22 protein-coding genes and 1 tRNA gene are annotated in these 21,811 nt (G+C 73.5%); 15 read left to right on the top strand and 8 right to left on the bottom strand.

The genetic code is table 11. The annotated features are described in order from the left end of the window. The first annotated feature begins 40 nt into the window (after nucleotides 1–40). Entirely contained in the window at nucleotides 41–487 is a 447-nt protein-coding gene (locus tag ACFVGS_RS15975) for a YciI family protein (protein WP_384407415.1), read from the top strand. Continuing rightward, on the top strand, nucleotides 484–1,884 hold the full coding sequence (locus tag ACFVGS_RS15970; RefSeq protein ID WP_385692750.1) for an RNA polymerase sigma factor: 1,401 nt from the start codon (nucleotides 484–486) through the stop codon (nucleotides 1,882–1,884). The genes ACFVGS_RS15975 and ACFVGS_RS15970 overlap by 4 nt, the downstream gene beginning before the upstream one ends. A 23-nt stretch (nucleotides 1,885–1,907) precedes the next feature. Here ACFVGS_RS15970 and ACFVGS_RS15965 read toward each other — a convergent pair whose 3' ends face one another. After that, on the bottom strand, nucleotides 1,908–2,504 hold the full coding sequence (locus ACFVGS_RS15965; protein ID WP_385692749.1) for a rhodanese-like domain-containing protein: 597 nt from the start codon (nucleotides 2,502–2,504) through the stop codon (nucleotides 1,908–1,910). 81 nt (nucleotides 2,505–2,585) lie between these two features. On the opposite strand from ACFVGS_RS15965, the gene ACFVGS_RS15960 reads away from it, so the two are divergent. After that, nucleotides 2,586–2,873 (top strand): metal-sensitive transcriptional regulator, encoded by a 288-nt coding sequence (locus ACFVGS_RS15960; protein ID WP_384407421.1) that lies wholly within the window; start codon nucleotides 2,586–2,588, stop codon nucleotides 2,871–2,873. Nucleotides 2,874–2,902: 29 nt separating this feature from the next. Here the strand turns inward: ACFVGS_RS15960 and ACFVGS_RS15955 are convergent, their stop codons facing one another. The 3 genes from ACFVGS_RS15955 to wrbA form a co-directional block, all read right to left on the bottom strand. Continuing rightward, complete coding sequence (locus tag ACFVGS_RS15955) at nucleotides 2,903–3,667, bottom strand: sulfite exporter TauE/SafE family protein (protein ID WP_385692748.1); 765 nt, start codon at nucleotides 3,665–3,667, stop codon at nucleotides 2,903–2,905. Further along, the gene (locus ACFVGS_RS15950) at nucleotides 3,664–5,115 is read right to left on the bottom strand and encodes a rhodanese-like domain-containing protein (RefSeq protein WP_385692747.1); all 1,452 of its coding nucleotides are present in this window, start codon (nucleotides 5,113–5,115) and stop codon (nucleotides 3,664–3,666) included. Before ACFVGS_RS15950 ends, ACFVGS_RS15955 begins: the two co-directional genes overlap by 4 nt. Before the next feature lie 186 nt (nucleotides 5,116–5,301). After that, a complete protein-coding gene (wrbA, locus tag ACFVGS_RS15945) occupies nucleotides 5,302–5,913 on the bottom strand; it encodes an NAD(P)H:quinone oxidoreductase (protein WP_384407426.1) in 612 nt (203 codons plus the stop codon). Between the two features lie 155 nt (nucleotides 5,914–6,068). Between wrbA and ACFVGS_RS15940 the strand changes: the two genes are divergently transcribed. Then, nucleotides 6,069–6,734 carry a TetR/AcrR family transcriptional regulator gene (locus tag ACFVGS_RS15940; protein WP_384407428.1) on the top strand — a complete coding sequence of 222 codons (666 nt, stop codon included), beginning with the start codon at nucleotides 6,069–6,071 and terminating at the stop codon, nucleotides 6,732–6,734. On the opposite strand, the gene ACFVGS_RS15935 is transcribed toward ACFVGS_RS15940, so the two are convergent. Continuing rightward, nucleotides 6,731–7,786: an erythromycin esterase family protein gene (locus ACFVGS_RS15935; RefSeq protein ID WP_385692746.1), complete on the bottom strand. Its 1,056-nt coding sequence runs from the start codon at nucleotides 7,784–7,786 to the stop codon at nucleotides 6,731–6,733. The genes ACFVGS_RS15940 and ACFVGS_RS15935 overlap by 4 nt on opposite strands. A gap of 52 nt (nucleotides 7,787–7,838) precedes the next feature. Between ACFVGS_RS15935 and ACFVGS_RS15930 the strand changes: the two genes are divergently transcribed. The 4 genes from ACFVGS_RS15930 to ACFVGS_RS15915 all read left to right on the top strand — a co-directional run bounded on the left by ACFVGS_RS15930 (nucleotide 7,839) and on the right by ACFVGS_RS15915 (nucleotide 11,884). Then, a complete protein-coding gene (locus ACFVGS_RS15930; RefSeq protein ID WP_385692745.1) occupies nucleotides 7,839–8,426 on the top strand; it encodes an RBBP9/YdeN family alpha/beta hydrolase in 588 nt (195 codons plus the stop codon). Between the two features lie 10 nt (nucleotides 8,427–8,436). Then, nucleotides 8,437–9,384 (top strand): prolyl aminopeptidase, encoded by a 948-nt coding sequence (pip, locus tag ACFVGS_RS15925; protein ID WP_384407434.1) that lies wholly within the window; start codon nucleotides 8,437–8,439, stop codon nucleotides 9,382–9,384. 103 nt (nucleotides 9,385–9,487) lie between these two features. After that, the gene (locus ACFVGS_RS15920; protein ID WP_385692812.1) at nucleotides 9,488–10,216 is read left to right on the top strand and encodes an HhH-GPD-type base excision DNA repair protein; all 729 of its coding nucleotides are present in this window, start codon (nucleotides 9,488–9,490) and stop codon (nucleotides 10,214–10,216) included. Nucleotides 10,217–10,330: 114 nt separating this feature from the next. Then, entirely contained in the window at nucleotides 10,331–11,884 is a 1,554-nt protein-coding gene (locus ACFVGS_RS15915; protein ID WP_384407436.1) for a M28 family metallopeptidase, read from the top strand. A gap of 14 nt (nucleotides 11,885–11,898) precedes the next feature. Here the strand turns inward: ACFVGS_RS15915 and ACFVGS_RS15910 are convergent, their stop codons facing one another. Continuing rightward, nucleotides 11,899–13,437 carry a helicase HerA-like domain-containing protein gene (locus ACFVGS_RS15910; RefSeq protein ID WP_385692744.1) on the bottom strand — a complete coding sequence of 513 codons (1,539 nt, stop codon included), beginning with the start codon at nucleotides 13,435–13,437 and terminating at the stop codon, nucleotides 11,899–11,901. A gap of 95 nt (nucleotides 13,438–13,532) precedes the next feature. Between ACFVGS_RS15910 and ACFVGS_RS15905 the strand changes: the two genes are divergently transcribed. After that, entirely contained in the window at nucleotides 13,533–13,829 is a 297-nt protein-coding gene (locus ACFVGS_RS15905) for a type II toxin-antitoxin system VapB family antitoxin (protein WP_003999914.1), read from the top strand. A gap of 248 nt (nucleotides 13,830–14,077) precedes the next feature. Next, nucleotides 14,078–14,707: a LytR C-terminal domain-containing protein gene (locus tag ACFVGS_RS15900; RefSeq protein ID WP_384407440.1), complete on the top strand. Its 630-nt coding sequence runs from the start codon at nucleotides 14,078–14,080 to the stop codon at nucleotides 14,705–14,707. Nucleotides 14,708–14,756: 49 nt separating this feature from the next. On the opposite strand, the gene upp is transcribed toward ACFVGS_RS15900, so the two are convergent. Continuing rightward, on the bottom strand, nucleotides 14,757–15,392 hold the full coding sequence (gene upp, locus ACFVGS_RS15895; RefSeq protein ID WP_384407442.1) for a uracil phosphoribosyltransferase: 636 nt from the start codon (nucleotides 15,390–15,392) through the stop codon (nucleotides 14,757–14,759). Nucleotides 15,393–15,479: 87 nt separating this feature from the next. Between upp and ACFVGS_RS15890 the strand changes: the two genes are divergently transcribed. The 4 genes from ACFVGS_RS15890 to ACFVGS_RS15875 all read left to right on the top strand — a co-directional run bounded on the left by ACFVGS_RS15890 (nucleotide 15,480) and on the right by ACFVGS_RS15875 (nucleotide 17,126). After that, entirely contained in the window at nucleotides 15,480–15,683 is a 204-nt protein-coding gene (locus ACFVGS_RS15890) for a hypothetical protein (RefSeq protein WP_384407444.1), read from the top strand. Between the two features lie 261 nt (nucleotides 15,684–15,944). After that, the gene (locus ACFVGS_RS15885) at nucleotides 15,945–16,475 is read left to right on the top strand and encodes a hypothetical protein (protein ID WP_385692743.1); all 531 of its coding nucleotides are present in this window, start codon (nucleotides 15,945–15,947) and stop codon (nucleotides 16,473–16,475) included. 68 nt (nucleotides 16,476–16,543) lie between these two features. Then, the gene (gene tadA, locus ACFVGS_RS15880) at nucleotides 16,544–16,972 is read left to right on the top strand and encodes a tRNA adenosine(34) deaminase TadA (protein WP_384407672.1); all 429 of its coding nucleotides are present in this window, start codon (nucleotides 16,544–16,546) and stop codon (nucleotides 16,970–16,972) included. A gap of 66 nt (nucleotides 16,973–17,038) precedes the next feature. Beyond that, nucleotides 17,039–17,126, top strand: a tRNA-Ser gene (locus ACFVGS_RS15875). A 52-nt stretch (nucleotides 17,127–17,178) separates the two neighbouring features. Here the strand turns inward: ACFVGS_RS15875 and ACFVGS_RS15870 are convergent. Beyond that, nucleotides 17,179–21,144, bottom strand: coding sequence for a WD40 repeat domain-containing protein (locus ACFVGS_RS15870; protein ID WP_385692742.1), 3,966 nt, complete (start codon nucleotides 21,142–21,144; stop codon nucleotides 17,179–17,181). A 498-nt stretch (nucleotides 21,145–21,642) separates the two neighbouring features. On the opposite strand from ACFVGS_RS15870, the gene ACFVGS_RS15865 reads away from it, so the two are divergent. Then, a complete protein-coding gene (locus tag ACFVGS_RS15865; protein WP_164986384.1) occupies nucleotides 21,643–21,807 on the top strand; it encodes a hypothetical protein in 165 nt (54 codons plus the stop codon). Nucleotides 21,808–21,811: the final 4 nt, after the last annotated feature.

Genomic DNA, 21,811 nt, shown 5'->3' with positions numbered 1-21,811 from the left:
CCCCGCTCGGGGGCCGTGGTCACCGAAGATGGAGGACGTCATGAAGTACCTGGTGATGGTGCAGGGCGCGCAGGCCGACTACGACGCCATGAACGGCAAGGCCTCGGACCACAGCCCGGCCTGGAGCGAGCAGGAACTCAGGGCGATGTTCTCGTACATGAACAACATCAACGACGATCTCGCGGAGACCGGCGAGTTCATCGACGGCCAGGGGCTCGTCGAGCCCGCCAGGACCCGGTTCGTGACCGCCGACGCCGAAGGGCGGCCGGTCGTCACCGACGGGCCGTACGGGGAGACGAAGGAAGTGCTGGCGGGGTACTGGGTGCTCGACTGCGCCAGCCTGGAGCGGGTCACGGAGATCGCGGCGCGGGTCGCGCAGTGCCCGCAGCCGGCCGGGGCGCCGGTCTACCCCGTGGTGATCCGCCCGATCGACGAGGCCGGCGGCAGCGACCTGGGCTCGGGCGAGCTCGCGGGGGGCGGGGTGTGAGCTCCGCGTACGCCGTCGAGGACCTGCTGCGCCGGCACGCGCCGCAGGTCCTCGGCGCGCTCGTGCGCCGGTACGGGCACTTCGACGACGCCGAGGAGGCCGTGCAGGAGGCGCTGCTCGCCGCCGCCGAGCAGTGGCCGCGGGACGGCGTACCGGCCAATCCGCGCGGCTGGCTGATCCGGGTGGCGTCGCGGCGGCTGACGGACGCGCTGCGGGCGGAGGCGGCGCGGGCGCGCCGGGAGGAGCGGGCGGTCAGGCTCGAACCGCGCGAGGTGCGGGCCGCGCCGGCCGAGGACGACACGCTGACGCTGCTCTTCCTGTGCTGCGACCCGGTGCTGCCGCCGGCGGGCCGGATCGCGCTGACGCTGCGTGCGGTGGGCGGCCTGACGACGGCGGAGATCGCCCGCGCGTTCATGGTGCCGGAGGCGACGGTCGCGCAGCGGATCAGCCGCGCGAAGGCAAAGCTACGCGCGGCCGGCTCGGACCACCCCTTCCACCCACCGTGCGACCCCCCGCCCGACGACCACGCGCCCGGCGCCCCGCCTCCCGGCAACCACGCGTCCGGCACCCGGCCTCGCGGCGACCACGCGCCCGGCCTCCATGCGCCCGGCGCCCCGCCTCCCGGCGACCGCCCTCCCAGCGGCCACCCTCCCGGCTTGCGTCCCCCCGGCTTGCGTCCTCCCGGCCCGGAGGACCGTGATGCCCGGCTCGTCTCCGTCCTCCAGGTCCTCTACCTGATCTTCAACGAGGGCTACACCGCCAGTTCCGGGCCCGCGCTCCACCGCGCCGAGCTGGCCCGCGAGGCGATCCGGCTGACCCGGGCGGCCCGCCGGCTGCTGCCGCGCGAGGGCGCGGTGACGGGCCTGCTCGCGCTCATGCTGCTGACGGAGGCCCGCAGCGCGGCCCGTACGGGACCGGACGGCGAGCTGGTCCCGCTCGACCGGCAGGACCGCACGCTCTGGGACCGGACGGCGATCGCCGAGGGCACCGCGCTGGTGGAGGAGGCCCTGACGGAGGGCCCGCCCGGCCCGTACCAGCTCCAGGCGGCGATCGCGGCCCTCCACGACGAGGCCTCGGGCCCGGACACCACCGACTGGCCCCAGATCCTCGCCCTCTACGACGTCCTCCTGACGAAGACCCAGGACCCGATGGCGGAGCTGGGCCGGGTCGTCGCCCTCGCGATGACCGAGGGCCCGGAGGCGGGCCTGGCCGCCCTGGCGGCCCTGGAGCCCCGCTTCCCCGACTCCCACCGCCTCCCCGCCGTCCGCGCCCACCTCCTCGAACGCACCGGCGCCCGCAAGGCCGCCGCCGACGCCTACCGCACCGCCGCCCGCACGACCCGCAGCCTCCCGGAACGCCGCTACCTCCAGACGCGCGCGGCGGGGCTCGATCCGTGACGCCGGCCCTCGTGTGACGGCGGTCAGCCCTGCCGGAGTCGGGCCAGCGTCGCGTTCAGGGTGGATTCCTCGTCCGTCGGGCACGAGGTCGTGCGGTTGTGCGGGAGCCTCGCGAGGACGGCGGCCATGCCGCAGGTGTTGGTGAGGGCCGAGAAGACGAGGCCCGCGGCGACGGCGGCGGAGAGGAGCTGGAAGGCGGGGTGGACGAGGAGGGCGAGGAGCAGGCCGAGGAGGACGAGGGAGCCGGCGGCGAGGCGGACCTGGCGGTCCATGGCCCAGGGCGGGCGGGCCGGGGCACCGGCCGGGCGGTCGAGGGCGTGGCCCTGGGCCGCCCAGCCGCTGGTGCCGCCGGCCAGGTCGAGCGCCGGAATGCCGTGGGCGGCGAGCCGCTCGCAGGCGGTGCGGGAGCGGTTGCCGGACTGGCACACGAGAAGGAGCTCGCCGCGGGCCGCCGCCTCCTTGAGCGCGGGCACGGCCCGGTCCAGGCGGTCGAGGGGCACGTTGAGGGCGCCGGGCAGGTGGCCGCCCGCGTACTCGGCGGGGCTGCGGACGTCGACGACGGTGAGTTCGCCCAGGCGGGCGAGGGTCTGGGCGGCGTCGAGGGAGGCGGGCGCGGTCATGGCAGGTGTCATCCTTGGTCTTCGACGGGACCCCACGACGGGGAGTAAATTACCCCCTGGGGTATCTGCTGAGGAGTGGTTGTGGAACTGGATCTCGCGGGCGCCGAGCTGAAGGCCGTGCTGAACCGGCTGCGCCGGGCCCAGGGGCAGATCTCCGGCGTCATCCGGATGATCGAGGAGGGCCGCGACTGCGAGGAGGTCGTGACCCAGCTGGCCGCCGCTTCCCGCGCCCTCGACCGGGCCGGGTTCGCGATCATCGCGACCGGTCTCCAGCAGTGCCTCACGGATGTGGAGAACGGGCGCAAGAGCGGCGAGGACACGGAGCAGATGCGGGCCCGGCTCGAGAAGCTCTTCCTCTCGCTGGCCTGATCCCCCTCCGCCCACAGGGGTCGCCGCCCTCAGACCGCCAGGTCGGCCAGCATCGCGGCCGTGGTCGCGAGAAGGACGAGACCGAAGGCCCGGCGCAGGGTGTCCCCCGGGACGCGGGAGGCCAGGCGGCGGCCGTCCCAGGCGGCGAGGACCGCCGCTCCCGCGAACGGGGCGACGACCGCCCAGTCCACCGGTACGGCGCTTCCCGCGGCGCCGGCGCGGGCCAGCAGCGCGACCAGCGCGTTGACGGCGACGACCAGCAGGCTGGTCCCGACCGCCGGGCGCATCCGCAGTCCGACGACCTGGACGAGCGCCGGCACGGTCAGGAACCCGCCGCCCACGCCGAGCACCCCGGTCACGGCACCCAGCCCGGCCCCGGCGCCCGCGACCGCAGGACCCGAGCGACGTACCCGCCGCTCGCCCTCCCCTGCCGGGGCCCGGCGGACCATCCGTACCGCCGCGACCGCCGCCACCGCCGCGAACCCGAGGGTGAGCAGCGGTTCCGGCAGCCGGGCCGAGAGCAGCCCGCCCGCCGCGGCCGGCAGGACACCGGCCGCGGCGAACAGCGCTCCCGTACGCCACCGGACCTGGCCGTCGCGGGCATGCCCGTACAGCGCGGTCGCGGACGTGCCGAGCACGATCAGCAGGCTCGCCGTCGTGGCGGCGGCCGGGGTGAGTCCGAGCAGACAGACCAGCGCGGGCACGGCGAGCACACTGCCGCCGCCACCGAGCGCGCCCAGCGCGAGCCCGACCACCGCCCCGGCACCGGCGGCGAGGGCGAGGGCGAGGGTCATCGGCCGGTGACCGGCGCGTTCGCGAAGGAGTCGTCGACGGCGACGACCTCGCGACCGGCCGCGGCCAGCAGCGACGCGGCGACGGACGCGCGCAGACCGCCCGCGCAGTGCACCCAGACCGGAACGCCGGACGGTATCTCCCGCATCCGGGAACGCAGTTCGTGCAGCGGGATGTGCCGGGAACCCTCGACGTGACCGGCCGAGGCCCGCTCGGAGGCGCGCCGCACGTCCAACAACACAGCTCTGTGCGGCAGTTCGGAGGCGAGGTCCGCGAAGACCGCGCGGCGGAAGCTCGCCGGCCGCTCGCCCTCCGGTACCCACTCCTCCGGCGTGCCGGTCGCCGCCGCGGCGGGCCGGTCGATGCCGACCCGGACCAGTTCGCGCTGGGCCCTGGCCAGTCGCTCGGGCGAGTCGGCGAGCAGGGTGACGGGCCTGCCCCAGGGAATCAGCCAGGCGAGGAGCACGGCGAGCTGCCCGCCGGGTCCTTCGCCGGCCTCGATGTTGTACGAGCCGGCCACGTGGCCCTCCGCGAAGGCGACCCGGCTGCGCAGGTCGACCACCCACTCGCCGGCCGCGAGGCGCGCGGCGATCTCGTCCGCGTCCGCGACGGCGGGCGGCGTGAGGTCGACGGGCGCGGGGCCCTCGGAGTTGAGCGGGCCCATGTGGGCGTAGTAGGCGGGGATGTCGTCGAGGCCGGCGAGCAGGTCGGCGACGAAGGTGTCGACGTCCTTGGCGAAGGCCTCGTTGACGGCCGCCTGCTCGCCGATCGTGGTCGCGCCGCCCGGGCTGCCTGAACCGCCCGGGCCGCCCGTGCCTCCAGTGCTGCCCGGACCGCCCGGACCGCCAGCGCCTCCTGGGCTGCCCGCTCCGTTCCCGGACCTGGCGGCGGCGCACATGCTGCCGAAGCCGTGGGTGGGCAGGACGGTGGTGGCGTCGGGCAGTTCGGCCGCGAGCCGGTGCGCGGAGGCGTGCTGGGCGCGCGCCAGGGAGGCGGTGAGCCGGGGTTCGACCAGGTCGGGGCGGCCGACGGTGCCGACGAGCAGGGAGCCACCGGTGAAGACGGCGACGGGTTCGCCGCCCTCCTCCAGGACGTACGCGGTGTGGTGCGGCGTGTGGCCGGGCGTGGCGACGGCCCGCAGGACGAGGCCTTCGCCGACGGCGAGGGTGTCGCCGTCGGCCACGGGCAGCCGCTCGTACGAGACGGGCGCGGCGGCCGGCACGACGTACACGGCGCCGGTGATCCTGGCGAGCTCGTGGCCGCCGCTCACGTAGTCGTTGTGCACGTGTGTCTCGACGACGTGGGAGATCCGCACTCCGCGCAGCGCGGCGGCGGCGATCACCCGGTCGATGTCGCGCGGCGGGTCCACGACGACGGCGGTCGTGGGGCCGCCCGCGAGGTAGCTGCGGTTGCCGAGGCCCGGCACTTCGACGGTGTCCACGAAGAACACGCCCGTACTCCTTCCAGGAACTCCGAGGCACCGAGAACTCCAGGAACCCCGAAAACCTCGGGACCTCAGGAACCTCCGGCCTCGGGAATTTACCCCCCGGGGTATACGGACGACCCTAACAGAAGTACCCCCGGGGGTATCTTCCCCGGGGGTACTCAGGCAGCCGGCCGATCGGAATCGCCGACGTCAGTCGACCGCGAGGCCCTTCAGGCGCTTGGCGATCTTCGTCAGGCGCTCGCCCTGGTAGCGGGCGGCGGCGAGGACCTTCTCGTCCGGCTCGCCGTTGGCGCCGGGGTGGGCGGTGCCGTAGGGGTTGCCGCCGGCCGCGTAGACGGACTGGTCGGTGAAGCCGGGCGAGACGATGACCGAACCCCAGTGGTGGAAGGTGTTGTAGAGCGCGAGCAGGGTGGACTCGTTGCCGCCGTGGGTGTTGTACGCGCTGGTGAAGGCGGTGGCGGGCTTGTCGGCCATGACGCCCTGGTTCCAGAGGCCGCCGGAGGTGTCGATGAACTGCTTCAGCTGGGCGGCGACGTTGCCGAAACGGGTCGGCGAGCCGAGCGCGTAGGCGTCCGCCCACTCCAGGTCGTCCAGGGTCGCGACCTCGACGGTCTCGGCGGTGGCGTCGACGTGGGCGCGCCAGGCGGGGTTGGAGTCGATGGCGGTGTCGGGAGCGAGCTCGGGCACCCGGCGGAGCCGCACCTCGGCGCCGGCCTTCTCGGCGCCCTCGGCGACGGCCTGGGCGAGCTGGTGGACGTTCCCCGTGGCCGAGTAGTAGATGACGGCGACCTTGACGGACATGACGAGCCCTCCTGAAGGCGTCCTGTAACCGGATTACTTTCCGCTTCAACGTTCCCCAGGCTAAACGGACAGCTATCCGGTTCGCAAGGGGTGCAGGTATGCTCAGGTCAGGGACCGATGCGAGGGGGACGCGCGAGGAAGGCAGGGAGCGACGGATGAGCACGACGAAACGGCAGGCCGAGAGCGGCGGCCCGACACCGGCGACGCCCGCCGCGCCCTCGCCGCTGCTCAACCTCCTGCCGACCGTCGGCGGTCCCGCGCCCGAGCGCGCCGACGCCGCCCGCAACCGGCGCAAGATCCTCGACGCCGCCGCCCGGATCGTCGCCGAGCGGGGCCCCGAGGCCGTCACCATGAACCAGGTCGCCCACGCCAGCGGCATCGGCGTCGGCACGGTGTACCGGCGCTTCGGTGACGTCTCGCAGCTGCTGTGGGCGCTGCTCGACGACCGGGAGCGGCAGTTCCAGGAGGCGTATCTGAGCGGCCCGCCGCCGCTCGGCCCCGGCGCGCCCGCCGCGCAGCGGCTCGACGCGTTCCTGGACGCGCTCGTCGACCGGGTGGTCGAGCAGCGCGAGATCCTGCTCGCCGCGCAGACGGCGGCCCCCAGCGCGCGCTACACCAGCGGCGCGTACCTCGCGATGCACACCCACCTCACCCTCCTCGTCTCCCAGACCCGCCCCACCGCCAACGCCCCCCTCCTCGCCCACCTCCTCCTGGCCCCGTTCTCCCCCAGCCTGATGCACCACCTCTCCCAGGAGCAGCGCATCTCGGCGGACGAACTGAAGGCGGGCATACGGCAGTTGCTGAGCCTGCAGACGCACTAGTACGGCACGGACGGCGTCGACACCGGGACGTACGCCAGGCCGTCGTACTCCTCCGCCGGCACCGTCGGCGTGACGTTGCGACGGTAGACACCACGGGAGACGTACGCGCCGTACGAGCGGGACGGCAGGGGCTCCCACAACCAGAGCTCGGCCGCGCTCCGCAGGTCCCGCACGTGGGCGCCGCGCTCCGCGAGCAGGGCCTCCAAGGAGCCGGGCGGCGGGGGGCCGATCCGGTTGACGGCCACCGGCGAGGGCCGCTTCAGACGCGGCCCCCACGGGCCGGGCCACATCCGGCGGGCTCGGAAGGCGCCCTCGCCGAAGAACAGGCCGAGTGCGTAGTACGCGGAGCCGTACCGCTCGCGCAGCTGGGCACCGAGCGACCGGCCCCGTACGGCCACATGGCCGTTGTGGGCCCACAGCGCGATCCGCGCACCGGGATCGGCGGCGATCAGCTCGCCGACCGCGTCCGCCATGTGGCCGTCCCTGACCCGGAACAGCTCCGGCCGGGGCGCGCTGACCACGTCCACCGCGCGCGCCAGGATCCGAGCGTGACGCTGGTCGTCCCCGCTCACGACGGGCAAGGCCCGTGCCGCAGCCGCCAGTTCCGCCCCACGCCCGGGCAGGGATCCTGGCTGTGCGTCCGCCAGGACCGACAGCACACCGGCGCGCTCACCGAAGTGCGCCACCGAGGCCGCGCACCGCTGCGGGTCGACGCCCACGAAGCCGACCTGGTCGGCCGAACGACGCCCCCGGTTGTACGCGCGCAACCACTCGACCAGGTCCAGGACCTCCCGCGTCCGCCAGGTCCAGAAGCCGAGCCCGGCCAGGGCCGCGGCCCCGTCGCCCTCCCCGCGCCGTACGTACCCGTCGACGGCGAGGGCTGCCGAGGCGCTCGCCTCCATCGCGAACGTACGGAAACCGTGCTCCGTGACCAGGTGCTCGACCAGCCGGTGCTTGAGCCGGAAGAACTCCGCCGTACCGTGCGTCGATTCGCCGAGGCCGACCACCCGCACCCCGTCGAGGGCGGCGCCCCACTCCCGTAAGCCGTCCATTCCTCGAAACTACTCTGGACCCGACCGGGCATCCGGCCCCAGCATCGGTGTCATGACCACCTATCTGATCCTCCACGGCTTCCAGAACCACCGTCCGCCCGGCCACTGGCAGTACTGGCTCGCCGGGCAGCTGCGGGAGCGTGGGCACGAGGTGCGGTATCCGCAGTTGCCCGAGGCGGACGCGCCCGTACTGGAGGACTGGCTCGCCGCGCTGGAGAAGCACGGCGAACGGCCCGGTGACGGTTCCGAGTTCGTCGTGGTCGCGCACAGTCTGTCCGTGCTGCTCTGGCTGCGGGCGGTCGCCGCCGGGCGGGCGCCCGAGGCCGACCGGGTGCTGCTCGTCGCGCCGCCCTCGCCGCAGGTCACCGCCTCCATCCCGGAGATCGCCGGCTTCGCCGACGGGCTCGACCTCGGACCGGGTCCGGACCGGCGCGGTGCGCGGGCGCGGCTCGTGTACGGGGACGGGGACCCGTACTGCCCCGAGGGCGCCGACGTCCACTACGGCGTCCCCCTCGGGCTCGACCTCGACCACGTGCCCGGCGGCGGGCACCTGAACCCCGAGCACGGCGGCTACGGGCCCTGGCCCTCGGTCCTCGAGTGGTGCGAAAACCCGGCGACGCGGGTGACCGGCAACCGGTAGCGTCGGCCGGATGCGTCTGGAGAGATTCCCCGAGATCGCCCCGTACGACGAAGGCATGCTCGACGTCGGCGACGGCAACCACGTCCACTGGTCCGTCGCCGGAAACCCCGACGGCAAGCCCGCGCTCGTCGTCCACGGCGGCCCCGGCTCCGGCTCCTCGCCGCACGCGCGCCGGGTCTTCGACCCGGAGCACTACCGCATCGTCCAGTTCGACCAGCGCGGCTGCGGACGCTCCACCCCGCACGCCGGCGACCCGGCCACCGACATGGCCGTGAACACCACCGCCCACCTCGTCGCCGACATGGAGCGGCTGCGCGAGCACCTGGGGATCGACCGCTGGCTGCTGTACGGCGGCTCCTGGGGCTCCACCCTGATCCTGGCCTACGCCGAGACGCACCCCGATCGGGTCACCGAGATCGTCATCCCGTCCGTGACGACCACCCGCCGTTCCGAGACGGCCTGGCTGTACGAGGGCGTCGGCCGCTTCTTCCCCGAGGCCCACGAGCGCTTCCGGGACGGAGTGGACGGGGCCCCGGACCTGCTCGGCGCCTACGCGGCCCGGATGGGCCACCCCGACCCCGCCGTACGGGAGAAGGCCGCCGCCGACTGGTGCGCCTGGGAGGACGCCGTCCTCTCCGGCGAGGGCCAGGGCACCCCGTACTCCGACCGGGTCGACACCGCCCAGCTGGCCCTCGTACGGATCTGCTCCCACTACTTCTCGCAGGGCGCGTTCCTGGAGGAGGGCGCCCTGATCAGGGACGCGGGCCGGCTGGCCGGCATTCCCGGCGTCCTCGTGCACGGCCGGTTCGACATGGGCGGGCCGCTCCACACCGCCTGGGAGCTGGTCAAGGCCTGGCCGGACGCCGAGCTCCACGTGGTGGAGGGCGCCGGGCACCTGGGCAGCGACGAGACCCGTCGTCTCGTCATGGACGCCCTCGCCCGCTTCGCGAAGGCCTGAGCCGCGCACGGCCGGCCCCACCCTGAGCCGGCCCCGCGAAAGGGTGAGTCACCGGGCGGGTGGCCCGCCTCGGCGGGATGATCGGAACATGGCCGACCGGAACATGAGCCCCGTGATCCACCTCGCCCAGCAGCCCGAAGCCGACGAGCTCCTGGCCCGCTCCCCGCTCGCCGCGCTCGTCGGCATGCTGCTCGACCAGCAGGTGCCGATGGAGTGGGCCTTCTCCGGCCCGTACACCATCGCCACCCGCATGGGCCACGACGACCTCGACGCCCACGAGATCGCCGCCCGGGATCCGGAGGCCTTCGCCGCACTGCTCTCCGAGAAACCGGCCGTGCACCGCTACCCGGGCTCCATGGCCAAGCGGATCCAGCAGCTGTGCGGCTTCCTGGTGCACGAGTACGGAGGCGACGCGGAGGCGGTCTGGCGGGACGCGACGAGCGGCGAGGAGCTGCTCGCCCGCCTGGAGGCGCTGCCCGGCTTCGGCAAGCAGAAGGCGCAGATCTTCCTGGCCCTGCTCGGCAAGCAGTACGGCGTCGGCCCCGAGGGCTGGCGCGAGGCGGCGGGCGCGTACGGCGAGAAGGACTGCTACCGCTCCGCCGCCGACATCACCGGTCCCGAATCCCTGGCGAAGGTCCGCGCCCACAAGCAGGAGATGAAGGCCGCGGCCAAGGCGGCCAAGGCCTCCGGGGCCACGAAGGCCTCCGCGGCCACGAAGCCCGCCACGTCCGCCAGAACCACCAAGGCCACCAAGGCTGCCAAGGCTGCCAAGGCTGCCAAGGCTGCCAAAAGCGCGAATAGCGCCAAAAGGACTAAAACCCGTGGGAATTGATAATTCCCCATGTCAATCCTGTTCCACCTGACAGGAATTGCGCGAGATGTGTTCACAGCATCCCCGGCGATCGCTAACTTCCCCTCTACCTCGTCCGTACCGGGAAGGACTTCTGTGAACGCAACTCAGCGCAGAGCAGCCGCCGTTCTGGCCGTCGCCGCGCTCGCCACCCCGCTGATGCTCGCCGCGCCCGCCACCGCCACGCCCGAACCCGGAGCGGCGGAGGCCCGCGACGCCGCCCGGCTCGCGAGGAAGCTGGTCCGCGAGACGACCGCGACGGACGCCTTCAAGCACCTGCAGAAGTTCCAGGCCATAGCCGACTCGGCGGGCGGCAACCGCGCGGCCGGCACGCTCGGCCACGACGCCTCGGCCGCGTACGTCTACAGCCGGCTCAAGAAGGCCGGCTACGACGTCAGGTACCAGAAGTTCGACTTCTGGTACACGCAGACGCTCGCCGAGAAGGCCGCCGTCCTCTCCCCCGCCCCGCGCGACCTGCCGATCCGGGCGATGACCTACTCGAAGTCCACGCCGACGGGCGGCATCAAGGCCGAGCTCAAGGCCGTCCCGGTCGACGCCGACGGCACCACCGGCTGCGAGCCGGGGGACTACGCCTCCGGCGCCTTCACCGGCAAGATCGCGCTCATCAAGCGCGGCGGGTGCGCCTTCGCCGTGAAGCAGCAGCAGGCGGCCGACGCCGGCGCGGTCGGCGCGATCGTCTACAACAACGTCGACGGCGTCCTGTCCGGCACCCTCAGCGACCCGGCCAACGGCCGGATCCCGACCGGCGGCATCACGAAGGCCGAGGGCGAGAAGCTCGTCGCCGACCTCGCCAAGGGCCCGGTGAACCTCGACTTCGAGATCCGCCAGCTCATCGAGAGGCGCTCCACCAACAACGTCCTCGCCGAGACCAGGGGCGGCAACGCCGCCAACACCGTGATGCTCGGCTCCCACCTCGACTCCGTCACCGCCGGCCCCGGCATCAACGACAACGGCTCCGGCTCCGCCGGTCTCCTCCAGGCCGCCCTGGAGCTCGCCCCGTCGCAGGACAAGGTCCGCAACAAGATCCGCTTCGCCTGGTGGTCCGCCGAGGAGGTCGGCCTCGTCGGCTCGGACCACTACGTGGCCACCATGAGCTCCCTGGACCGGAAGGAGATCAAGCTCTACCTCAACTTCGACATGATCGCCTCGCCGAACTACGGACTCTTCGTGTACGACGGCGACAACTCCGACGGCGTCGGCGCGGAAGCCGGCCCCGAGGGCTCCGCCCAGCTCGAGCGCGACATCAACGACTTCCTCGACAAGCGCGGCCTGCCGCACGAGGGCACCGACTTCACGGGCCGCTCCGACTACGGGCCGTTCATCGAGGTCGGCATCCCCTCCGGCGGCACCTTCACCGGCGCCGAGGGCATCAAGACCGCCGCGCAGGCCGCGAAGTTCGGCGGCGAGGCGGGCGTCGCCTACGACGTGAACTACCACGCCGCGGGTGACGACATCAACAACATCGACATGACCGCGTTCGACGTCAACGTCGACGTCATCGCCAACGCCGTCGGCACCTACGCCCACGACCTCAGCTCCCTGAAGAAGCCGGTCCCGTTCGTCCCGACCAAGGGCGACGCGGGCAGCGGCGGCGGTCTGCACGAGGACCACCACGAGGTCACCGAGTAAGCACCGCCTGACGGTCAACGTCTGCGGCGCGCCGTGCCGAAGACCGAGCGGCTGATCTCCCGGCCCAGCTGGGTCCCGACCGACCGCGCGAGCGACCTGAACAGGCCGCTTCCCACGACCTGTTCGACGAGCGAGGGCTCCTCCTTCTCCCGAGGAGCCCTCGCTCCTTCCTTTTCGGACACGGCGCGCTCCGCCGCCGCCTCCGCCGCCTGCTGCTCGGCGGTCAGCTTCTCGTACGCCGACTCGCGGTCCACCGCCTCCGCGTACCGCCCGTACAGCGGCGAGCCCTTCACCGCCGCCGCCAGGTCCTCCGCCGGGATCGGGCCCATCAGCGACCGCGGCGCCCGCAGCCGCGTCGCCGCCACCGGGGTCGGGGCGCCCTTCTCGCCGAGGACGGTGACCACCGCCTCGCCCGTGCCGAGCCCGGTCAGCACCTCCTCCAGGTCGTACGCCGAGTTCGGGAAGGTCCGTACGGTCGCCTTCAGCGCCTTCGCGTCGTCCGGCGTGAACGCCCGCAGCGCGTGCTGGACCCGGTTGCCGAGCTGGGCGAGCACGTCGGCCGGCACGTCCTTCGGCGTCTGCGTCACGAAGAAGATCCCGACGCCCTTGGAGCGGATCAGCCGCACCGTCTGCGTCACCGACTCCAGGAAGGCCTTCGAGGCCCCGTTGAAGAGCAGATGCGCCTCGTCGAAGAAGAAGACCAGCTTCGGCCTGTCGAGGTCGCCGACCTCCGGCAGGTCGCCGTAGAGGTCCGCGAGCAGCCACATCAGGAAGGTCGAGAACAGCTGCGGCCTGTCCTGCACGGCCGGCAGCTCCAGTACGGACACGACACCGCGCCCGTCCGCCGCCGTCCGCAGGAACTCGCTCGTGTCGAACTCCGGCTCTCCGAAGAACCCGCCCGCCCCCTGCTGCTCCAGGGCCGTGATCGCCCGCAGGATCACCCCGGCCGTCGCCGTCGACAGCCCGCCGATGCCCTTCAGCTCGGGCTTGCCGAGATCGGAGACGAGGAAGGCGACCACCGCCCGCAGGTCCTTCAGGTCGACGAGTTCGAGGCCCTTGGCGTCGGCGTAGTGGAAGATCAGGCCGAGCGACTGCTCCTGCGTCTGGTTGAGCCGGAGCACCTTCGACAGGAGCACCGGGCCGAAGCTCGTCACCGTGGCCCGGATGGGGATGCCGCCGCCCCCGAGCCCGTAGAACTCGCACGGGAAGCCGCTCGCCGACCAGTCCTGCCCGACCTGTCCGGCCCGCTCCCGCACCTTCTCGCCGTCCTGTCCCGGCGCGGAGATGCCGGAGACGTCGCCCTTGATGTCGGCGAGGAAGACCGGCACGCCGTGCTCGGAGAGCTGCTCGGCGATCAGCTGGAGCGTCTTGGTCTTGCCGGTGCCGGTCGCGCCCGCGACCAGACCGTGCCGGTTGAGCATCGGCAGCGGGATGCGGACCTGCGCGTCCGGGTGACACGCGCCGTCCCAGAGCAGAGCCCCCAGATCGAGTGCGGCTCCGTCGAAGGCGTACCCGGCGGCGATCTCCGCCCACGGCTGCTCAGTCGCACTCATCGCAGACCCCTGTCACGTTTTCACCCGGTTTGCCCCAGCATCGCACCGGGCCCGCGTGGCTGCGCCGGGAGCCGCTTGCCCGGTAGGCTTTCCGTGTGATCTTCAAGCGCATCGGAAACGGCCGGCCGTATCCCGACCACGGCCGGGAAAGCACCCGGCAGTGGGCGGACGTGGCACCGCGCCCGGTCCGCCTCGATCAGCTGGTGACCACCAAGGGCCAGCTGGACCTGGAGACGCTGCTCGCCGAGGACTCCACCTTCTACGGCGACCTCTTCGCGCACGTCGTGAAGTGGCAGGGCGATCTCTACCTGGAGGACGGACTGCACCGCGCGGTCCGGGCCGCGCTCCAGCAGCGCCAGGTGCTGCACGCCCGCGTCCTGGAACTGGACTGAGCGCCCGGGCGCACCCCTCGTGCACCCGGGCGCGCCGGCCGACGACGCCGCAGGCGCGCGGCGCCGCCCGGCTGACGCCCGTCCCTGGCCGACGGCTCCACCCGCTGACACACGTCCCCGGCTGGACGCCCCTCACCGGCCGACGGCGCGGCCCCGGCTGATCCTTTCGGGGCCTCTTCACCCCCATCCGGACGCGATCACATGATCATCCAGTAGGCATCCTCCACGGGCGGCATTACGCTGCGCTCATGAGCATGCTCACTCCCCCCGGAATGGGCGGAAAGTACCGCATCACAGGGGACGTCTACCCGCGCATGCGCCGCCCCCGTCGTCGGCGCAGGATCGTCCTCGGAGCCGCGGCCGCCGTCCTCGTGCTCGGCGCGGCCGGCTGGGGAACGGTGCAGCTGATCGACGTCTTCTCCGGCGGCGAAGAGAAGACCACCACGGCCGCGGGCAGACCGGACTGCAAGCCCGCGCCCAAGCCGACCGCGCAACCCGCCGCGGCCGCGCTGCCCAAGCCTGCCCAGATCACGGTCAACGTCTACAACGCGACCCCGCGCAGCGGGCTCGCCAAGTCGACCGCGGACGAGCTGAAGAAGCGCGGCTTCCTCATCGGCAAGGTCGGGAACGCGCCCGCCGCCTACGACAAGAAGGTCCCGGGCGCCGGACTGCTGCTCGGCGCCCCCGGCGCCGCCAAGGGCACCTTCTCCGTCGTCGGCACCCAGCTGAAGGGCGCCACGACGAAGGTCGACGCCCGCACCACGGCGGACGTCGACCTGATCATCGGTACGGCCTTCAAGACGCTCGACCCGAAGGCGGTGGCGGACGCGGCGCTCGTGGCGCTCAACAAGCCGAAGCCGGTACCGGGCCGCTGCTGACGCCCGAGGCCGTGGCCCCGGGCGAGCGGGCGCGTACGGATTACTCCGCTTACTCCGCCGCGCCGTACATGCGGTCGCCCGCGTCGCCGAGGCCCGGCACGATGTAGCCGCTCTCGTTCAGCCGCTCGTCGACCGAGGCCGTCACGACCGTCACCGGCGTGCCCGCCAGCTCGCGCTCCATGACCTCGACGCCCTCCGGGGCGGCGAGCAGCACGACGGCGGTCACGTCGTCCGCACCGCGCTTGATCAGTTCCTGGATCGCCGCCACCAGCGTGCCGCCGGTCGCGAGCATCGGGTCGAGGACGTACACCTGGCGGCCGGACAGGTCCTCCGGCATCCGCGTCGCGTACGTCGACGCCTCCAGCGTCTCCTCGTTGCGGATCATGCCCAGGAAGCCGACCTCGGCGGTGGGCAGCAGCCGCACCATGCCGTCGAGCATGCCCAGACCGGCCCGCAGGATCGGGACCACCAGCGGCCGCGGGTGCGACAGCTTCACGCCGGTCGTCGGCGTGACGGGGGTCTCGATGTCGACCTGCTCGGTGCGCACGTCCCTGGTCGCCTCGTAGGCGAGCAGGGTGACCAGCTCGTCGGCCAGCCGGCGGAAGGTCGGGGAGTCCGTGCGCTTGTCGCGCAGCGTGGTGAGCTTGTGGGCGACCAGCGGGTGATCGACGACGTGGAGACGCATGCCCCAACAGTAGCCGGGACTGGCGTCAACCCACGCCAGCGAGGGAAGGTGGGGACACAGGGACCCAGTCACGGGGTGGTGTGGCCTATGCCCGACCTGGACGGCAAGTCCGGCGCGGACCCTCCCGAGGGGGAGCCGCGCCAGGAGACCGACGCGGAGCGTCGCAGGCGCCGCGCGCAGTTCCTGCGCGAGCTGAACGAGGCCAAGGCGCTGCGCGACCGCGTGCAGCCGCGGCGCGCCCGGGCGGCCCGGATGCGCCAGGCGATGCGGATGCGGACTTTCCGTTGGTGAGCGCCGGCCGCGCGGACCCGGTCCGCAAGGGCGCTGACCTGCGGAGCTCGGGCCGGCCGTCCGGCCGTGCGGGCCGGCCGTGCGCCCCCTCCGTGCGCCGGGGTCGCGCGCCCGCCCGATCCGGGCGTCGTTCAGACTGATGCACGACGCAAGAGCCGAAGACCTCTCCTGAGGCCGAGGTTTCTGTCACGATGCCGATTGGGCGGGGCATCAGGAGCGTCGCCGCCGGATCATCACACCTCTGATCAGTGGGAGAGTCAGGTGTACTTCGCCGCACTGCTCGCGCGCACCGAAGACGGGTGGGAAGCGAGCGATACGGAGCTCGACAACGTGGAGACGCTGGCGGATCTGGCCGATCTGGCCCGCGAGTCCGCCAGTGACGACGGGGAAACGGTGATCGTCTTCATCGAGCAGGAGGACGCGTGGTTCGGCATCGTCCGTGTCGACGGCGAGGACGACCCCCGGGTCTTCGTCTCGAACGCGGCCGCCGCGGCCCGCTCCTCGTACGGGGAGATCCTCACCTCGGAACTCCTCGGCGACGACGACCAGGACGACCAGCTCGACGAACTGACCGACCTGGACGGCACCGAGGACGGTGAGCCGGAGCACGACGACGAGGACGACGACACGGTGACCGGCGCCGGCGTCGCGCCGGCCGGCCCGCTGGGCGAGACCCGGATCCTGGCCGACCTCGGCCTGCCCGAGAAGCAGCTCCTCGCCATCACCGACGACGCCCTCGGCGAGGTCGCGGACGCGATCGGCGCCTCGGACATCCTGGAGACCGTGCGCTAGTGCCACCCCTCGCGACACCCGGCCCGATCGCGGGCGCGGACCCCGTACGGGACCCCTGGCGGGACCCGATGCGGCTCGCCCTCGCCGAGGCCGACCTGGCAGCGTCGGCCGGTGACGTACCGGTCGGCGCGGTCGTGCTCTCCCCGGACGGCAGGGTCATCGCCAGCGGCCACAACGAGCGGGAGGCCGCCGGCGACCCGACCGCCCACGCCGAGGTCCTCGCCCTGCGGCGGGCCGCGGCGGCGACCGGCGAGTGGCGGCTGACCGGCTGCACGCTCGTCGTGACCCTGGAGCCCTGCGTGATGTGCGCGGGCGCGCTCGTCCAGGCGCGGGTCGAACGGGTGGTGTTCGGCGCGTGGGACGAGAAGGCGGGTGCCACCGGCTCGCTCTGGGACCTGGTCCGCGACCGCCGTCTCAACCACCGGCCCGAGGTGATCCACGGCGTCCTGGAGGAGGACTGCTCGGCGCAGCTGACCCGCTTTTTCCGCGACCGCTGACCTGCGGAGAGCGTGCCGGGGGATACGGATTTCAGTCCACGGCGCCTTTGGGCTAAGCTCTCTCTCGGTAGCGTGTCCGAGCGGCCGAAGGAGCTCGCCTCGAAAGCGAGTGTGGCGCAAGTCACCGAGGGTTCAAATCCCTCCGCTACCGCCAGAGAACCTCCCCGAACTGCGGAAACGCGGATCGGGGAGGTTTTTTCACACCCTCAGCCCTGAGCCCCCGTCCCTCCCCCCTCTCCCCCGCAGGGCGGCTCGTACGCCAATCCCGGGACGTACTGGGCCCATTGGGCCGGGGTGATGACGTTGCCCGCGGCCGTGCAGATCCAACGGGCGGCCGCGTCGGGGTCGGTGGACCAGAGGCGCACGGGCTGGTCCTCACCGGCGCTGGCGAGGGTGCGGCCGTCGGGGGCGAAGGCGAGGGCGGTGACCCGGGCCGTCCCTCCGAACAGGCCACGGCTGAGGGGCGTGGGCCGGGCCGAGTCGGCGAGCCTGACCGTGCCGTCGGCGTTCCCCTCGGCGAGCAGGTCGCCGCTCGGCCTGAAGGCCAGTGAGGTCACCATGCTGCTGCCGGTCGCGGCGCCACGGGCGACGGGCCGGGCCGGGTCTGTCACGTCCCACACGGTGAGGACGGCCCGGTCGGCCTTCGCGAGGGTGCGGCCGTCCGCGGAGAAGACCAGCCGTTGCGGCGCCAGGGCCTTGGGGTCGGCACCCGCCAACTCCGCCAGCGGGTAAGGCTTCGCGGGATCCCACAGGGCGAGGCTTCCGTCGCCGTAGCCGACGGCGACCGTGCCCGCGCCGGGGCCGACGGCCAGCTCCTCGACGTACCTGTCCCCGCGGAGGGACCGGCCGGTCCGCCGGAGCCGGGCGGGGTCGGACAGGTCCCACACCGCGGCCGTGCCCGTGTCGCCGGCGGCGGCACTCCGGGCGTCGGGACCCAGCGCGAGCGGCCCTTCGGGGCGCGCCGCGGGGCGGCCGAGTCGCCGGGGCCGGGCGGGATCGGCGACGTCCCAGAGACCGAGCGCTCCGGAGGCGCCTCCGCCGGCGAGGGTGCGGCCGTCCTTCCCGAAGGCGAGGGCCGTCACCGCGTCCGTATCGGTGCGCACCTCACCGATAGCCCGCGGCCGGACCGGTTCCGCGAGGCTCCACAGGCGAACCGTGCCGTCCTTTCCGCCGGTGGCGAGGATCCGGCCGTCGGGCGTGAAGGCGAGCGCCTCGGAGTCGTACGCGGCGGCGGGCAGCGTCCGGTCCGGGAGGCTCCACAGCTTGATCGTTCCGCCCTCGGTGCCGCCCGCCAGGGTGCGCCCGTCCGCGGCGAACGCGAGCCCCATCACATGCTCCACGACCTGCGGAACCGCAGGCCGTCCCTTGGGGTCGGCCGGGTCGGCGACGTCCCAGAGGCGTACGGTCCGGGCGTCGTCGGCGACCGCGATGGTCTGTCCGTCCGGGCTGAAGGCGAGCGCCGACGCGCGGGTGCCCACCGTCGGGAGGTACACGGGGTGCCGGGTGGGCCGGGAGGGGTCCGTGAGGTTCCAGAGCCAGACCCGGTTGTCGTTGACCATGGCCAGCGTGCGGCCGTCCGGGCTGTACACCGTCTCGTACACCGCGTGCGTCACGGTCGGCGGCACGAGCCGGGCGGGCGGCCGGTCCGCCCGGGCCAGGTCCCACACCCAGACGGAGAAGTCGTTGCCGGTGGCGGTGAGGGTACGGCCGTCCGGCCCGAAGGCGAGGCGTACCGGGAAGCCCGTGAAGCCGGTGAGCGTCCGGGGCAGCAGGGCGGGCCGGGCCGGGTCCGTGAAGTCCCAGAAGAGGATCCGGCCCTGGGGGCCGATGCCCACGAGCAGTCTGCCGTCCGGGCTGAACGCCATGTTGCCGCTGCCCTTCCCGACACCCGGCGGCGGATCGAGGGGAACCGGCCGGCCCGGGTCCGCGACGTTCCACAGGGCCACGCCCTTGTTGTAGCGGCCGGCGATGAGGGTGCGGCCGTCGGGACTGAAGGAGAGGCTGACGACGACGCCGACGTCCTCGATCGGCCTGCCCAGCGGCCGCGGGCGGGACCGGTCGGCCACGTCCCACAGCCTGATCGTGCCGCCCGTGTCCACGCCCGCGAGCACCTTCCCGTCCGGGCGGTACACCACCGTGCCGACATCGAGACGGAAGCCGGTGAGGGTCCGCGGCATGATCGTGTTCCCGTCCGCCAGCAGGTTCAGCGTCGTCTCGCTGCGCGGCGCCAGGCGGTGGGCCACCAGGTTGAGCTGGGCCGCGAGGGCCGGGTCCGCGCCGCGGAGGCGGTCGGCCTGGGCGACGATGCGGGCGGCGAGGGCCGCGCGCTGCTCGGCGCGGGCCGTGTCGCGCTGGCGTACGGCGGCCACGGCCGCCACCGAGGCGATCAGGACGAGCGCGGCCAGGACCGCCGCGAGCCGGCGCCGGTTCCGTACGGCACGTCGGCGCCGCCGTACCGAGGCGTCGAGGAACGCCCGGCGCAACGGGTCGTCCTCGGCCGGATCGGCGGGTTCCGGCGCCGCGGCGAGGGCCCGGTCGAGCCGCTTGCCCTCGTAGACGTCGCCGGCCTCGCGCCCGCCGGCGTGCCAGGTGCGGGCGGCGGTGTCGAGGTCCTGGAGGACGAGGTTGCGGGGCCGGTCGTCGTTGATCCAGGCGTGCAGCCGAGGCCAGGCGGTGAGCAGGGCCTCGTGGGTGAGGCAGACGGTGTCCCGTTCCTGGACGAGGAGCCGCCGCGAGGTGAAGGCGGCGAGGACGGCCTCGGCGGCTTCCCGTTCCTGCTCGGGGATGCCGGAGAGGAGCTGGTCGCGCCGGATCCTGCGGCGGCTGTCGGCACTGTCCTCGCCGATCGCGACGAGGCCGAGGAAGAGCCGGCGCGCGGTGCGCCGGGCCGCGGGGTCGAGACGTTCGTGGACGGCTTCGGCGGTGTTGCCGAGGGCGTGGGCGACGCCGCCGGTGCCGGTGTAGCCGGCGGCGGTGAGGAGCCGTCCCTGCCGGTTCTGCCAGGTGGCGCGCAGGGCGTGGGCGAGCAGCGGCAGGGCTCCGGGCTCGACGAGACCGCGGGTGGCACCGAAGTCGGCGACGAGGAGTTCGACGAGGCCCGGTTCGAGCCGGAGGCCGGCGGCCCGGGCGGGCAGCCGGATCGCGTCCAGGAGTTCGTCGCGACTGAGCGGAGCGAGGAGGAGCTGGCCGTTCTGCACGGCGGCGCGCAGCCAGGGCAGCTCGGCACAGCGGGCGTAGAAGTCGGCGCGCAGGGCGAGCACGACCACGGCGAGCGGGGCGGTGCCGTCACCGGGGTCGGCGAGCCGGGCGAGGAGGTCGACGAAGGCCTGCCGCTCGGCGGGGTCGTCGCAGAGGGTGAACAGCTCTTCCGCCTGGTCGACGACGAGGAGGATCCGGCCGCCGCCTCCGCTCCGGCCGGTCTTCCGCCGTAATCGCTCGGCGAGCCGCGCCCATGCAGCACCCGGCTCTCCTCCGAAGCCGGGCTCGGCCACGGAGCCGGGCGCCGCTACGGACTCAAGCGCGGCCACGGAGCCGGGCGCCGCTACGGACGGCGGCTCCGCTACGGACTCAAGCGCGGCCACGGAGCCGGGCGCCGCTCCGGGCGGCGGCTCCGCCTCGGACTCCGGCTCCGGGAGGCCCGCGAGCCGGGCCAGGCGGGCGGTGAGCTCGTACGACGGGCGGGCGGTGGGAGTGAGCAGCAGCCGGGGCCAGTCGCGCGAGCCGGGCACCGGCACCCGGCCCCGGTCGAGGTCCTGCCACAGGCCGGCCTGGAGCAGGGAGGTCTTGCCGGCGCCGGACGGCGCGACGACGACCAGGGGCGTACGGGCGGCGTGGCAGTCGGCGATCCGCTCGCCGAGCTCGGTGCGGAGCCGGGCGCGGCCGAAGTAGTGGTCGGCCCGGTCGGCGGTGAAGGCCACGAGGCCGGGGTAGGGGCAGTCGTCGTCGGTGGCCGGGCCCACGGTGCGGTGCAGCTCGGTGCCGTCGGGTTCCTGGAGGTAGAGGTGGAGGTCGCCCTGCTCGGCGACGTACATGTCGCGCCCGGACGCGTACGAACGCGCGGGCTCGCCGCGCCCTTCTTCACCGGCTCCGACGTCCTCGTAGCCGCCCCCTTCGTCCTCGTAACCGGCTCCGTCGTGCTCGTAGCCGGATCCGTCGTCTTCGGGAGTGCTCACCGCTCGCCCCCCTCGGGAACGCCTGTGACGCCTGGGAAGGGTGGTCAGCCTAGCCCTCGGCCGTACGTACAGCCATGCCCATGTCACTACCGGGGCGTGTGTTCGTCACTGCCCGCGGGACGTCGCTGCCCGGGTTCCGGTGATCCGGACGAGGCGATCCGGACGAGGCGATCCGGACGGGACGATCCGGACGGGACGATCTGGACGGGGGGAGCGGCATCGGGGGGACAAGCCGCTCCCCCCGATGAGACCCGGCCCGCAAGTCCTGCGCCGCAGTCAGGGGGGAAGCTCGCGGCGCGGACCCCGCAGTGTGGGCCGGTTCCATGCCCTGCGGATTCCTGCCAGATCCGCCGGGCTCGACATCCATCCTGCTCGTCCGTCACCCTTCCGGGGGGCGGCAAAAGGCCCCGATCCCCGGGCCCTTGGTCCATAAAGACTCGGTTAGGCTTACGCGGCCGGAGAGGCGCGGGCGGATCTCGGCCAGGGGAGGGCGGACGAATGGCGCAGGCGAAGAAGATCGCGCTCTACGCGGTCGTGGTCTTTGTGCTGTACACGATCATCACATCCCCGGCCAGGGCGGCGGACCTCGTCCAGGTAGGGTTCGAGGGCATATCGAGCGCCGCTCAAGGCGTCGGCCAGTTCATGACCGAGCTCGTCAACTAAGACG

The sequence above is a fragment of the Streptomyces sp. NPDC127114 genome (genome assembly GCF_042677525.1).
GTDB lineage: Bacteria > Actinomycetota > Actinomycetes > Streptomycetales > Streptomycetaceae > Streptomyces.
The sequence above is the reverse complement of the archived record's forward strand: the minus strand, read 5'-3'. Positions and strand labels throughout refer to the sequence as shown.